At 38.6% G+C, this 14,595-nt stretch carries 11 protein-coding genes, 3 tRNA genes and 1 pseudogene; 4 read left to right on the forward strand and 11 right to left on the reverse strand.

What is annotated here, in order from left to right:
* Nucleotides 1-94: 94 nt before the first annotated feature.
* The gene (gene argA, locus Xmir_RS08765; RefSeq protein WP_099114009.1) at nt 95-1,420 is read right to left on the reverse strand and encodes an amino-acid N-acetyltransferase; all 1,326 of its coding nucleotides are present in this window, start codon (nt 1,418-1,420) and stop codon (nt 95-97) included.
* 257 nt (nt 1,421-1,677) lie between these two features.
* On the opposite strand from argA, the gene amiC reads away from it, so the two are divergent.
* Nucleotides 1,678-2,925 carry an N-acetylmuramoyl-L-alanine amidase AmiC gene (gene amiC / locus Xmir_RS08770; RefSeq protein WP_099114010.1) on the forward strand — a complete coding sequence of 416 codons (1,248 nt, stop codon included), beginning with the start codon at nt 1,678-1,680 and terminating at the stop codon, nt 2,923-2,925.
* A 150-nt stretch (nt 2,926-3,075) separates the two neighbouring features.
* Here the strand turns inward: amiC and Xmir_RS08775 are convergent.
* The 3 genes from Xmir_RS08775 to Xmir_RS08785 form a co-directional block, all read right to left on the reverse strand.
* Nucleotides 3,076-3,152, reverse strand: a tRNA-Met gene (locus Xmir_RS08775).
* Nucleotides 3,153-3,220: 68 nt separating this feature from the next.
* Nucleotides 3,221-3,297, reverse strand: a tRNA-Met gene (locus Xmir_RS08780).
* Between the two features lie 122 nt (nt 3,298-3,419).
* Nucleotides 3,420-3,496: transfer RNA gene (locus Xmir_RS08785), tRNA-Met, on the reverse strand.
* Nucleotides 3,497-3,721: 225 nt separating this feature from the next.
* On the opposite strand from Xmir_RS08785, the gene mltA reads away from it, so the two are divergent.
* Together mltA and tcdA are read left to right on the forward strand one after the other, a co-directional pair.
* Complete coding sequence (mltA, locus tag Xmir_RS08790) at nt 3,722-4,819, forward strand: murein transglycosylase A (RefSeq protein ID WP_099114011.1); 1,098 nt, start codon at nt 3,722-3,724, stop codon at nt 4,817-4,819.
* A gap of 72 nt (nt 4,820-4,891) precedes the next feature.
* On the forward strand, nt 4,892-5,704 hold the full coding sequence (tcdA, locus tag Xmir_RS08795; RefSeq protein WP_099114012.1) for a tRNA cyclic N6-threonylcarbamoyladenosine(37) synthase TcdA: 813 nt from the start codon (nt 4,892-4,894) through the stop codon (nt 5,702-5,704).
* Between the two features lie 8 nt (nt 5,705-5,712).
* Here the strand turns inward: tcdA and csdE are convergent, their stop codons facing one another.
* The 6 genes from csdE to Xmir_RS08825 form a co-directional block, all read right to left on the reverse strand.
* On the reverse strand, nt 5,713-6,171 hold the full coding sequence (gene csdE / locus Xmir_RS08800; RefSeq protein ID WP_099114013.1) for a cysteine desulfurase sulfur acceptor subunit CsdE: 459 nt from the start codon (nt 6,169-6,171) through the stop codon (nt 5,713-5,715).
* A 293-nt stretch (nt 6,172-6,464) separates the two neighbouring features.
* The gene (locus Xmir_RS08805; protein ID WP_167385957.1) at nt 6,465-7,577 is read right to left on the reverse strand and encodes an aminotransferase class V-fold PLP-dependent enzyme; all 1,113 of its coding nucleotides are present in this window, start codon (nt 7,575-7,577) and stop codon (nt 6,465-6,467) included.
* Between the two features lies 1 nt (nt 7,578).
* Nucleotides 7,579-8,793, reverse strand: a complete 1,215-nt coding sequence (locus Xmir_RS08810; RefSeq protein ID WP_099114015.1) for an MFS transporter — start codon at nt 8,791-8,793, stop codon at nt 7,579-7,581.
* Nucleotides 8,786-10,042 carry an ATP-grasp domain-containing protein gene (locus tag Xmir_RS08815; RefSeq protein WP_099114016.1) on the reverse strand — a complete coding sequence of 419 codons (1,257 nt, stop codon included), beginning with the start codon at nt 10,040-10,042 and terminating at the stop codon, nt 8,786-8,788. The genes Xmir_RS08810 and Xmir_RS08815 overlap by 8 nt, the downstream gene beginning before the upstream one ends.
* A 23-nt stretch (nt 10,043-10,065) precedes the next feature.
* Nucleotides 10,066-11,046 (reverse strand): proline dehydrogenase family protein, encoded by a 981-nt coding sequence (locus tag Xmir_RS08820; RefSeq protein ID WP_208620409.1) that lies wholly within the window; start codon nt 11,044-11,046, stop codon nt 10,066-10,068.
* 24 nt (nt 11,047-11,070) lie between these two features.
* Nucleotides 11,071-12,126, reverse strand: a complete 1,056-nt coding sequence (locus Xmir_RS08825; RefSeq protein WP_099114017.1) for a fatty acid desaturase family protein — start codon at nt 12,124-12,126, stop codon at nt 11,071-11,073.
* A gap of 735 nt (nt 12,127-12,861) precedes the next feature.
* On the opposite strand from Xmir_RS08825, the pseudogene Xmir_RS08830 reads away from it, so the two are divergent.
* Nucleotides 12,862-13,139 (forward strand): annotated as a pseudogene (locus tag Xmir_RS08830) (IS1 family transposase); the annotation flags it as partial.
* Between the two features lie 139 nt (nt 13,140-13,278).
* On the opposite strand, the gene csdA reads toward Xmir_RS08830, so the two are convergent.
* Nucleotides 13,279-14,484 carry a cysteine desulfurase CsdA gene (gene csdA, locus Xmir_RS08835; RefSeq protein WP_099114019.1) on the reverse strand — a complete coding sequence of 402 codons (1,206 nt, stop codon included), beginning with the start codon at nt 14,482-14,484 and terminating at the stop codon, nt 13,279-13,281.
* Nucleotides 14,485-14,595 lie beyond the last annotated feature (111 nt).

Genomic DNA, 14,595 nt, shown 5'->3' on the forward strand with positions numbered 1-14,595 from the left:
TTGGCCGAGGTTGTTATCACCAAGGCCAATATAACCGGAGTCAATTAAATTAAGGGTAATCTGAGTAAAGTTTCCGTATACAAAATCAATGGAGCTATAAATTCAGCATTAAGATCTTGGAACAGCGCTGGTAGTTATACAGAGCCTGTTTTTCTACTGGCAGTGTTTCAATGCCTGCGGGTTCAAACCCTCTCTCTTGAAACCAGTGAATACTGCGAGTTGTAAGCACAAAGATTTTTTCTAACCCTGTTTGTTTAGCCTGATTGATAATGGAATTTAGCAGTATTTCACCCCGGGAAGAGTTCCGATAGTCTGGATGTACGGCAACGCAGGCCATTTCCCCGATTTTTTCATCAGGATAAGGATACAGAGCCGCACACGCGATGGTGACGTTATCAAGTTCTATCAACATGAACTTATCAACCTCCATTTCCAATTGTTCCCGTGAGCGACGCACCAAAATGCCTTGTTGTTCCAATGGGCGAATAAGCTCAAGAATGCCGCCAATGTCATTGATATTGGCACGACGAATCTGTTCGGAGCGCTCCATAACAATTTGAGTACCGATACCTTCACGGGAAAATAACTCCTGAATCAGCGAACCATTTTCCTGATAACTGATCAAATGACTGCGGCGAACGCCACGGCGACAGGCTTTGATGGCTCCCCTCAAGAAACGCACTGTTCCTGAATAGTGATCATCGGAGTTTTCCAATTCATGCAGGCGGTTTTCTCCTTCATTGGGGAACATTTCTGATAATGTATTGCCTTCAGCATCAAGCACGCCCTGTGATGAACAAAAACCGATCAATTTCTCCGCCCTTAATTTAATTGCCAGTTGTGTTGCAATCTCTTCAGTTGTCAGGTTGAAACTTTCTCCCGTAACGGAAACGGCAACAGGCCCAATTAATACAATCGCATTATTGTCCAATTGTTGGTTGATGGCATCTTCATCAATACGGCGTATTCTGCCACTGTGGCAATAATCGACCCCATCATCGACGCCCAGGGGCTGGGCAATGATAAAATTACCGCTGACAACATTAATATGTGCGCCTTGTGATGGGGTATTGCTCAGGCTCATGGAAAGACGCGCCGTAATATCCAGTTGCAACAGACCGGCAGCCTGTTTGACCAAATCCAGCGTTTTGGCGTCAGTTACCCGGGTGTGTTTGTGATAAAACGGTTGGTGATTGTGTTCGGCAATATTTTGTTCGATTTGTGGGCGAGCACCATACACGACGATTAAACGAATGCCCAAATTATGCAGTAATCCAATATCGTTGACGATATTGGAAAAATTATCATGGGCGATGGCTTCACCTCCCAACATAATGACAAAGGTTTTACCTCGGTGTGCATTGATATATGGAACCGAGTGCCGGAATATTTCAACCAATTCGGTACTGCGCTCTCTCATGAAACCCTCTCCGATTGAATTTTTATTCGAATTTTTTGTATTTTTATTCTTTTTGAAAGGAAATGGCAAGCGGAAACATGGATAAAAATAACGTTATTATTTATATTGGTATAAATAACTTGAGAGAGCAAAAAATGCTTTTTTTGATGACAGCGATTCGTTAATTAATTAGAGTTCCCGCCTGACTATTATGTTGGTTAAAGATTATATGTTGGGTAAAGATTACTGCGTTTGGTTGTTTTTAAATGGAATAAACGATGAGTCATTCAGACTATAATTTTTCACGTCGTCGTCTGTTGAAAGGCGCAGCCGCTGTATGGCTGTTGAGTATTAGCCCTATCGGCCAGGCAGCAAATTCAAAAGTGGTTGCTGTTCGTATTTGGCCTGCATCAAGTTATACCAGAGTGACGTTGGAGTCTAATATTCCACTCAAGTATCGCCAATTTTCTCTCTCAAATCCTAATCGCATTGTTATCGATTTACAGGGTGTCCAGCTTAATAGCGTTTTGAGCAGCATGGGAACACAGGTTCAGCGACGCGATCCTTACCTGAAAGTGGTGAGAGCCGGACAATTTAATCCTAAAACGGTGCGTTTGGTTTTTGAAATTAAGCAGCTAATTTCTCCGCATATTTTTACATTGCCACCGATTGCGAAATTTAAGCACCGTTTGGTATTAGATCTTTATCCGAAAAAGGCCGCTGCTGTGGATGATGATCCTTTACAGGCTTTGCTTGAAGAGTACAACAGCGGGGACTTGGAAAGACACTTGCCTGCGGAAACACGCAAACCTGGTAAGGCCGGAAAAGACAGGCCAATTGTAATTATGCTCGATCCGGGGCACGGCGGTGAAGATTCAGGGGCGATTGGAAAATATAAAACCCGCGAAAAAGATGTTGTGTTACAAATTGCTCGTCGTGTACAGGCGCTTATAAGACGTGAACCTGGCATGAAAGTTTACATGACTCGCAACGAAGATGTCTTTATTCCGTTGAAAGTCAGGGTGGCAAAAGCGCGTAAAATGCAGGCTGATCTCTTTGTTTCGATTCATGCGGATGCCTTTACGAACCGCTCTGCCCGTGGTTCATCCGTATTTGCGTTGTCAACTAAGGGAGCAACCAGTAATACTGCCCGTTTTCTGGCCCAGACCCAGAACGAGGCGGACTTGATTGGGGGAGTGAGTAAAAGCGGTGATAGATATTTGGATCATACTATGCTGGATTTGGTTCAGACCGCGACTATCAACGATAGCCTGAAATTTGGTGATGAAGTGCTCAAGAGAATGAATAAAATTAATAAGCTGCATAAAAATAGTGTCGATCAGGCGGGGTTTGCAGTATTGAAAGCGCCAGATATTCCCTCCATTTTGGTGGAAACTGCGTTTATCAGCAACTTGGAAGAAGAGCGTAAACTTAAGACAGCCAAATTCCAGCAACAAGTAGCGGAATCTATTTTTGCTGGCATTAAGGCTTATTTTAAAAGTGGCGCAGAATTGGCACGGCGGTGAAATATCCGCCTTAGATACTTATATCCAGACTTAAAATAGCCAGACTTAAAAAATTTTAAATAAGCGTTGGGAACGGCTGTGAAAACCAGATAAGCAATAAGAGATGAAGATTAAGGAAATAATAAAAGGAAGTATTAATAAAAAGAAAATTGGTTGCGGGGGCCGGATTTGAACCGACGACCTTCGGGTTATGAGCCCGACGAGCTACCAGGCTGCTCCACCCCGCGTCCGTCTATCTGCAAACTTTGATTATTAACAATGAGTGCAAATACTTAATGATGACATCATACAAAATTGGTTGCGGGGGCCGGATTTGAACCGACGACCTTCGGGTTATGAGCCCGACGAGCTACCAGGCTGCTCCACCCCGCGTCCGTCTATTTGCAAACTTTGACTATCAATAGTGAGTGCAAATACTGAATGATAACATTCTTTACTGCTAGATTGTGTCTATGCTGAATCATCTGTTAATAAATGATATTCTCGCGTAGATTTGGTTGCGGGGGCCGGATTTGAACCGACGACCTTCGGGTTATGAGCCCGACGAGCTACCAAGCTGCTCCACCCCGCGTCTGATGTCGGCACACTATACTCTTGAACGGCGTGGTTGCAAGTTTTTTTATTGATATTTACTGAATTTGTTTGTTTTTTGGTTAAAAAGCATTCTTGTTGTTTTGTTTTTGTTCTATGTGCGTTGAAAAACTATAAGCTATTTTTTCTAACTACATTTTATTATTTATTGGTGTTTGATATTGTTCATCGTCAGATAGTAATGGTAAGAAAATAAGGCAGAAATATGAAGCACTGGGGCAAATATCTTTTATGTGGATTTGTCATCTCGTCATTATCGGGCTGTCATTTACGTCCGACAGATCAGGCTCAGCAATATAAAGATGGTCGGATTACCCAAAATCTCCAATTGGTTAACATGCCTAATGCTCAGGGTAGCCCGGTTAATGCCAAAGATTTTGCTACCCAAGTTAAATATATCAGTACATCTTCTCCCCGCTTGTATAACAGTCACCGTGAAACATTCGAAGCCATCGAAAATTGGATGTTATCCGGTGGTGATACTCGCCATTTAAATGAGTTTGGTTTACTCGCCTATCAGATGGAAGGCGGAGATAATTACGGTAATGTGAAGTTTACGGGTTATTACACGCCCGTTTTGCAAGCCCGGCATATTAAGCAAGGGGAATTCAAATATCCGCTGTACAGTATGCCAACGAAATCGCGTTTTCGTTTACCCAATCGCGCAGCAATATACAGCGGGGCGTTGAACAAAAAATTTATCATCGGGTACAGTAATTCCCTGATGGATAATTTTATGATGGAAGTGCAAGGAAGTGGTTACGTCAATTTTGGTGATGGTCAACCATTGACCTTTTTTGGTTACGGGGGAAAAAATGGGCATGCCTACCGCAGTATTGGCAAGGTGCTGATCGACCGTAAAGAAATCCCCAGTGACAAAATGTCAATGAAAGCGATTCGTCTGTGGGGAGAACAGCACAGCGAAGCTAAAGTGAGAGAGGTGCTGGAACAGAACCCTTCATTTGTTTTCTTTAAACCTGAGTCTTATACCCCTGTCAGGGGAGCCAGTGCTGTCCCTCTTGTTGCAAAAGCTTCGGTGGCATCTGATAAGACATTGATCCCGCCGGGGACCGCATTGCTGGCGGAAGTTCCTGTGTTGGATGAATCCGGTAAATTTACCGGACAGTATCGCATGCGGTTGATGGTGGCATTGGATGTTGGTGGCGCCATTAAAGGGCATCATTTCGACATTTATCATGGTGTCGGTGAAAAAGCGGGGGAAATGGCAGGGTTTTATAATCACTATGGCCGTGTTTGGGTATTGAAGAAAGCCTTATCTGGTTTTTTAGCGGCAAACCAGTAAGATCCCCTCCTAAAATCATCAATCGATAACCTATCCCGATAGAGATAGGTTTTATGCAGGATTTATTTAGCGATGCAAGTTTCTCTCTCTGATGCTTATCTCCAACGTTTCGCTGGCACGGCTCGATTATATGGCCAGAAAGCACTTTCATTATTTGCCCGCTCCCATGTTTGTGTTGTCGGCATTGGCGGTGTCGGTTCGTGGGCCGCAGAAGCGTTGGCGCGCACAGGCATTGGTGCTATCACGCTGATTGATATGGATGATGTTTGCATCACTAATACCAACCGCCAGTTGCATACGTTGGTACAAAATGTCGGATTGCCGAAAACGGAAGTCATTGCCGAGCGGATACGGGCCATTAATCCTGAATGCCAAGTGACGTGCATTGATGATTTCGTCACGCCTGATAATGTCGCTGAATTGATGTCTACAGGATTCAGTTATGTCATTGATGCCATTGATAGCATACGGCCAAAAGCGGCGTTACTGGCTTATTGCCGTCGTTATAAGATCCCTGTTGTTACGACGGGGGGAGCGGGCGGACAACTTGATCCTACCCAGATTCAGGTGGTGGATTTGGCGAAAACAGTACAAGATCCGCTGGCAGCGAAATTGAAAGAGCGCCTGAAATCGGATTATCGCGTAGTGAAAAACGGTAAAGGAAAATTAGGCATTGACTGTGTTTTTTCCACGGAACAGTTAGTTTATCCGCAATCTGACGGTACGGTTTGTGCTGCCAAGAGCACGGCGGATGGTTCCAAACGAATGGATTGTGCTTCTGGTTTTGGTGCCGCAACGATGGTTACGGCGACCTTTGGTTTTGTTGCTGTATCCCACGCACTGAAAAAGATGGTGGCAAAAGCCGAACGGGAAAAGGCGCTGTAATAGAGGGACTAATTCGTGTAAGTGTGCGCGATTTCCTGAATGGTGTTAATCAGGGATTTCACACCATTGAGCCGTGAGTCACTCAGTTGTTGTTCCAGGCCGAGTTGTTGAAATAGCTCGGCCAAAGGTGTCTGCAAAACCTGCTCAGGTGTTTTGCCTTCCACCGCCGTCAGGATAACCGCTAATAACCCTTTAACAATGCGGCCTTCGCTGTCACCGTAAAAATGCAGGCAGCCCTCTGAAAGCAATTGATGCCCCAACCAAACACGGTTTTCACAACCGGACATTTCAATATTCTGCTGTTTTAGTTTATCCGCCAAAGGTGGCAGTTTTCTGGCAAGGCCGATTAGCTGTCGGTAGCGATCTTCCCACAACTTACATTGCCGGAAGTTTTCAATGAGTTGTTGCTCTGTAATCTCTGTTCCGAATGGATGCGGAGCAAGGATGCTGTCTGAAAGTTGTGTCATCGGTTTTTTATCTTGCAGTGAGTTTGTTACTGATTTTCTCTGGATGAGGTTTCAGGATCATAGCAGTTATCATTGCTATGATGAATTAGCATTTCCGGTGACTGTATCGGGAGAGGCTTCCCACTTCAATAATCAGTTATGCGAAAAAGGAAAAATTGATGAGTTTTATTCGTTGTCAAAAAAGAGTGTTTTTTAGCCATTGTTGGTACTGCCAATAGAGTATGATTTTCATACAAACACATAACTCCAGCTACTTCCACTTTGAGAAAATATACCTATTATCAAAAAACACTTTATATTTTTCTAATTGCGTTTAACGCAATTTCAATATCATAAATTGTTAATCTTTTATCAAAAGAAGCCCGTACAAATTGACTGTGTAACAGATGAGGGGCTAAAAATGGGGTATGTTGCGCCGTTCCTTCCCATAAATTAATGCCTTGATCTCTTAATTTTTTCACCGCATCAGAAGCAGGGCAGTGTTCAAATTGAAAGGCTGCTATTCCTTGTATCGTTGAATCAGGGAAAAGAACTTTAATCGTTTTAATTTTTTTTAATTCCTCAAAAAAAAATGTGAAACTTTCATTATTATAATCACTATCATTCACTCTTATTTTCAACGCATTATTGAAACCACAAACAGAAACAAGACTCCTTTCTGTTTTTTCAACATTTTTTGCAGTATTGACAGTCAAATACGAATTAAAATTCTCGATATAACCTGCATGTAGGTCAAAAAAGTCATAGTTAAGTTTACGTAATAATTTTTCTGAAATAAATGCAAAACCCACCCCTCTAGGGCCATGCAAAAATTTGCGGCCGGCACCGGTTAAAAGATCACATTGAATTCTTTTCACATCAACAGGCAGTTGACCTATTGATTGACATACATCAACAATATAAGTTGTGTCTTTATTTTTTAATATATCACCAATTTTTTCAATAGGATTGACAATCCCACAGCATGATGGAATATGTGTAATACTGACAATAGAAACATTATCCGATAAGTTATTTTCCATCCATTCGAGATTAAGAGTAAAATCTGGATTAGAGGGGATTTTTCGTAATTTTAAATTGTATTTTTTGGATAAAAATGAGAAATATATAATATTAGCGGCATATTCTGAATCACTAGTCCATATTTCTGTTCCTTCTTTAACTGATAACATTCTCATAATGTTAATCCAGGCATCTGTTGCACTGGTAAACAAAGCGACGTTTTTTGGATCACAATTTATCAGTTGTGCACAATGATTATAAACTTCATTCTTTAAAAGAAATTCATTCTTCAACTCAGTTTCATAACTACCTATTTGAAACTCTGAAGATAAATAATTACTCATAACCTCATGAGTGGAAGCATGGATAATACCCGATCCGGCAGTGTTCATATGTACTTTCATGTTAAGCATTATCCTTCCACAATATTTTATTTTTCTTTACCAAAAACAAAAAAACAGAAATAAACAGTAAAATCACCCCAATAAATAGCCAAGGGGAGATAAATTTATTTTCCATCATATAAAACGCAATAGAAGGTGTAATCATAATACCTATGTTCACACCAGCTGAATAAAAACCTAAATTTCTATCAACCGTTTCACGTAAAGATATACCACTAATATAATGCGTGATAGCAGGGAATATTATCATTTCGCCCAAAGACCATAATACAGTAGCGCTTATTAGAAGAAAAATACTATGACCGTAGATCATTAATGAGAATCCTCCTCCTGCCAACAAAAATCCTAAAACTAATGAAAGTCTACTATTGATATTATTCATTTTTTTATTAATCGGAATCTCAAATAAAATCACAAGAAACGCATTAACAAAGAAAATAACACCGACAAAGTAGCTGGGCAGTGATGTATAGCCTATAATATAGGCAGAAAGAAAGGTTGGCGGAAGTGCATAGGCAATATGTACAGGTAAAACGGAAGATAGAATAACCACTAATCTTGAAGATTGATATTTTCTATCTTCCGAAACTTCATATTCCTTTTTCATATTATCATCCGTGTCATCAAGCTCTCTATTAAGAGTAGTTCTGACTCTCAGAGAGAAAAGGTAAAAAATAAGTGAGAATAAAGCAAAAACTGCATTCACTAAAAAAACAGATATAGGACTGACAGAAAATATAATCCCTCCTATAAAGGGTCCAATTGCCATACCGATATTTATAGCTAATCTATTACATGAAAAGGCAATTTTCCTTGTTGAATAATCTGAATTTGCAACTGTTTCAGAATAGGCGGCAGGCGTAAAAGACTCATAGCTCATTCCCCAAAGAAAAGAAAATACAATAATTGTATGATAAGAATCTAGGAATGGAATAACAAACAAGATCATCGATGTAAACAATAATGAAAAAACAATAATTCTATTAGAGCCAAATTTTGTAATAAAATAGCCGATAATAAGATCACAAAGTAATGCACCTGCACCAAAAACACCGACTAACACACCCGCTTGAATGGCAGTTAATGATTTTTCCTGTATAAGATATGCGGCAAAGAATGGGAACCCCATCGTTCCCATTCTGAATGAAAGCGTCGCAAAAAATAAAGATTGAAGTTTTTTGTTCAATCCTCGTATCGTTGCTATTGTGTCAAACATTTAACTCATACACTCCATCTTTGATTGAATCTATTTTTTTATAATCTAATTCGATAGCTGTTTTTTCATCCGAGAAAATAAATATCCTTAGTGGACTTGATAAGAGATCAATAGTGGGTGATATTTTTCTGCCAACACTATATTTTACTACTAATTTAAAAACCGTATCCAACCCTCTAATTTCATTCACTATACTTTCATTAATCGCGGTTATTATCCCATCCTGTTTCGTTGATGTGTTTAAAACACATGCTTCTTTTAATTTTCTATATTTTTTACCTGCAAAATTTTTCAAGAACCTATCCGGAGAGCAATAGGCAATATAAGTTATTCTTGCCTGATTGTTACCCAACACAATATCGTGAAAATCAGGTTCCATGTTTCCATTTAGTCTCGCTCCTATTTCAACAAGTGCAGGCCCCTTATCAGTTAATATCACTTCTGCGTGAGCCGGACCATTCATTATCCCTAGAGCGGGCAAGACCTTATAGATATAATCAACCAATAATTTTGCTTCATCGCTATTCTCATCAATCAACACATCTCTGTCATATATGTTCTTCCCGCCATGGACCATTTTTTTAACATATTTCCATATCCCACAAATATAAACATGCCCATGACTACTTACTGTATCAACGATATATTCATCACCTTCAAGAAATGATTGAACTAATATATCCTTATTATCAAGGCCAAATATATCTTTATTGTTTAAAACAACATCACACGCATCAATAACATCCTTTTCATTAAAACAAATAGTCACACCATCCGTTGAGGCTGAACTTAGTGGTTTTACAACACAAGGATATCCACTTTGGTTATTCACCCAATCAAGGATATGATTTTTTTCTGCTGATTTAATTTGGCATGTCGCGTTAATATTATTTTGATGCAACGTTTCAATCATATCATATTTATTTCGCCTAGAACTGGATAATTGAGTTCCGTTTGAATTGGTTAAATGAAGTGATTCACTTAATAAATCAGCTAAAATTACTCCCGGTTCCTGCCCAGCAATAATAGCAATCACATTCATTTCTTTCAATAAAATTACAATTTCATCTAAATTACAACCATTATAAACTAAGTTAATTTCATATTCGGATAGATTAGGCCCTAACATTGTTGGCATCAGTTCAGGGGTGCTTTGTACATGAATCAGCGAGATCCCATTTTCTTTAAAAAAACGTGGTAAAAAATTACCACTAGAATACACATCAACTAAAGCGACATATTCTTTCATCGGTTTTCCATTTACTTATATAACTAATAGTTATATGACTTTTTGATTTTACCATTTAAATAAATATCATTGAATGCTTGATAAATATTTTCAGGTGATTCTGCTAAACGATGTATAAAATGCAAATACCAATTGTAACCGTAAACACAGGCAATACGCGGTTTAATGACAGACAAATCTCTAGTGCTTTTCAGTAATTCAGGCCTTACACCATGCAGCATTTCATGCTCCCCTGTCTTATGTATACCTTCCCCTCTAATCATTTCTATTAGCTTTGGATCTTGAGTTGCATAAGCAAAGATATTTTCATTATTAGCTATTTCTATTAAAATTTCCATATATCTCTTATCAAGTTTGCTTCCTCTGGGGAGAGATATTTTCTCAGGTTCATCATAAACCCCCTTGACTAACCTAATTTTACATCCGGTTTTAAGAACATCCTTTATATCATCCTTAGTTCTATTTAATTGAGCTTGTAACGTTATTCCTAAGTTACTAAACTTCTTTCTCAGCATAAAGAAAATATCAAGAATGATATCAGTCCATTTAGATCTTTCCATACTAATGATTATGGGTATATCTTTTTTGATTGCTTTCTCACAAATTTTCTCACAATTCAGAATAGCAATCTCTTTTGAAATTCCTGAACCTAAATTAGATAAATCAAATCCTAACTGAGGTTTACTATCAACCCCATTGTCTATACGGTCGATCAAATTAAGATATTCATTAACTATTGTATCTACTTCAGCTATTGAGGAAGCCTCTTCACCTGCAAATTCGATTCCCGTGTTATAGCCTATACTTGCTAAATTTTGTAACCTTTCGAATAACTCAGAAATATTTTCACCGACAATATAGCGATGTGCTGCAGGTCTTAAAAAGTCCTGAAATTCTTTTGATGATATGAATAATTCTCTTAAAGAAGCATTGGCAGCAAAGTACTTAAGTGCCTTAGAGGTTATTAGTCTTTGGTTTACGTCATTCATAAAAACAAGGTTCATAAGCAATATCCTTTTTAATATAGGTTATTGAAGAGACAACATATATTTCGCAAAACTGTGACTAACATCATTTTTTTCATTCAATCGTTTATACTCTCTATATTTTTTAGCATAACTAAGCAGTGTTTCTTCGTTTTTATTTTTACGTGTAAATATTCCTCCCCATAATCGATCCCACCTAGCATAATTTGTGTCACTCATCAGATGGATATGGGCTTTTTTCATATTCCAATGTGGAATACCCGGATGTAAATGATGAACCAGATGATAGTTATCATTATGTCTGCCAAAAAAGAAATTCTCCCACCATGCTCCTTTGCGATTTCGAGTTAGTAATAGTGCTTCATTTTCAGATTCAGGCAAGGGGTAATGCTCGGAAAGTTCAACTATCCAACCAATCGCAACGGCAAAGGTAAATAATGGCACTAACCAAAAAGCTAAAAAATATAATATAACATCAAAGTATACACAAACTGATAAAATAGCAATCCAATATAATAAAAATGGAATTAACTCTTTTTTCCCCTCCTCGTTCTCATTATTTTGTATCTTTATTCTATCTTTTATTACATATTGTATATATTTGAAGGACCTGTAACCTGTTAGGGCTAATAAAATATTTTTAATGAAGAAATCTTTTGAATCTTCATTCGAATTGTACAGCCCAGATTTTATATGAAAGTTATAATCTGGATCTTTATCTTTATCCCCTAAATAAACGTGATGATATTTAATATGCGAATAACTATAAGAATTATAAAAATGAAACACCAAATAGCCAGACAAGTAAGTACCAGCTATATAATTTAACACCTTATTTTTAGCCAAGACATTATGAGATGCCTCATGTAATATATTAGTGAACGCTCTTTGTGTAGAACCAATCACAAATAATGAAATAGGGTAAAACCAATAACTGACACCAAGTGTTAAATATATTGATATAGCTATAAGAGAGTAGTCCTTTAAAATAGCTAACAGCCAGTGATAATTATCTTGTTTACATAAAGGCTTTAATCCTCTAATTACATCTCTTGATATTTTATACCTATTAGATACCTCTATATTTTCAGAAATCATAACACACCCTTACTTAATAAGGAAAAATAAGATCATGATGTTGATAATATATTTTCCAATAAAGATAAAACTTGATTTTTACTAGAAAGTAGTATTTAATTTCGAAATTAAATGCGTAATTATAACTAAAGAAACTTGCTTTTAAAGTCAATTATAACTATCTACATTAAATTTTATTTAACTTTCACACAAGTACATAATCACTCCTATAAAAATCTAATTTTAGTTTTAAATATAAACCAAGCATTAAACATTTGGTTATAGTTTCACTGATAAATATTTAATATGACTACGCTAGATAAACACAAAAATTAAAATAGCAAACAAGTTACATAAACACAACAAACTAAATTAAAAAAATAACACTTTAGGGTTAAATTTATTTTAGTGCTTCCAATTTGGTTTCATTTTGTGAAAAATACACATCCTTATAATGAAATTTATAAACAATGCCATACTCTAATTGGTTTTTTATTTATGAAGAAATAAAAATTAGAAATGCTCTTCAGAGAAAAAGTTTGGATAGTAATTTTATCTACACATAATGTCGCTCTGAAAAATTAAATAATGTCAATTTATCTATTAAACTAAATAGATCAGATATTATATTCAGGATGGGGTCATGTATTAAATAATGAGTTGTAGCAGGCTTATCGGTTTTTAGTGATGAAGGTAAAGCATGGCTAAAGTTAACGTCTATTGTTGTTATTGTCACAAATTAGAACATGTCAAAGTGGTGATCGCAGCAGGAAAACGTTGGAAAAACTGCTTTTACTTCTGTCTTCTTTTAATATCTGGTTTTACTGTACAGATGACTATGTCGTTTGTCATTGCTTTCCTGAGAAAAAACACCTCACGGGAAAGACGTTTACCCAACGTATCGGGAGAACTAATCTCACTCAGCGTATCCGCCTAAAAAGGCTAAACCGAAAAACGATAGGTTATTCCAAATCCGAAGAAACACACAATAAAGGATAGGAACGTTCATTGAAAATGAATACTACTTCCTTTAAATGATCTCACTATTGGAGTCATGACTAACTGATTAAGATACAATTTTATGAAACAGAAGCATTTCCTTGAACGTTTCAGTCAATATATTAAACACACGCCCCTACTATAAATAGAGGCGTAATCAACAACAAACTAATATCACTCATCCAGCAACGACAGCGCAAATTTCACCGCTTCAATCAATCTATCTGCATCTTGCTGGTTGTTATAAGGCATAAATGAAGCGCGCAAGCAGCCGCTGATCCCAAGAGCTTCTAGCAAGGGTTGAGCGCAATGTTGCCCCGAACGCAGGGAGATATTTTGTTCTGCAATCAGTGTTGCTAAGTCACTGTGATGTATTCCGGCGAAATTGAACGCCAGCAAACTGGAACTAGCCACACGGTAGCTGATAAAACCCGGCAGAAGGCTGAGTTGCTGCTCGGTGTAATCCGTCAGGGCAATGGCATGGGATTCGGCGAGCTGGATATCAATGGTTTTCAGCCACTCCAGAGTTGTTGCAAAGCCGATTACGCCAGCAACGTTAGGTGTACCTGCTTCAAAGCGATAGGGCACGGCTTCCGGTGTGAAACCGTCAAATGAGACTTGAGTCAGCATTTTGCCGCCGCCATGCCACGGAGACATCGCATTCAGTAACTCAGTTTTGCCATACAACACACCCAACCCATTCGGGCCATACAGTTTATGGGCTGAGAACGCATAAAAATCGATATCCAGTTGCTGAACATCAATAGGTGCGTGAACGATGCCCTGAGCACCATCAACCAGTACCTTGCAGTGATATTGATGGGCGAGTGTTGTGACCTGTGCCAAATCGATGGCGGCGCCAGTCACGTTCGACATTTGGCTGATGGCGACTAGTCGGCTTTTCTCATTTAACAGTTCTACCAGTTTCTCTATTTCAGGTTGGCGTTGGTTGCCAATCGGCCATTTTACGATTTTGACGCCTGTCTGTTCTGCCAGAATCAGCCACGGTAGCAGGTTAGAGTGGTGTTCCTGTTCGCTGATAATGATTTCATCACCTACGTTCAGGCGGGTGCGAAAGTAACTCTGCGCTACCAGATTAATGGACTCAGTGGTGCCTTTCGTCCAGATGATATCCACAGGTAATGGCGCATTGATCAATTCCGCGACCCGTGATCGGGCTTGCTCATAACGCGCGGTCATGGCTTGTGCTGTCGCGTGCTGGCTGCGATGTACCGTCGCACTGTGGTTCTGGTAATAGTGTTCGGTCGCCTCAATCATACATCTCGGCTTTAATGCAGTGGCGGCACTATCCAGAAACGTGGTTGATTCTTGCAGGGCAGGAAATTGTTGGCGGAATTGTTCTGAGTCAAAGGCTTTCATAAACGGTGTAATTTAATCATTGTGTGATAAAGAATAAGTTTTTCTTTAGCCAGAGGAAGGGGAATTCTACAGGAAAGTTGAGAAAAAAAGCACCGCAATTGCGGTGCATTA

This window comes from Xenorhabdus miraniensis (genome assembly GCF_002632615.1).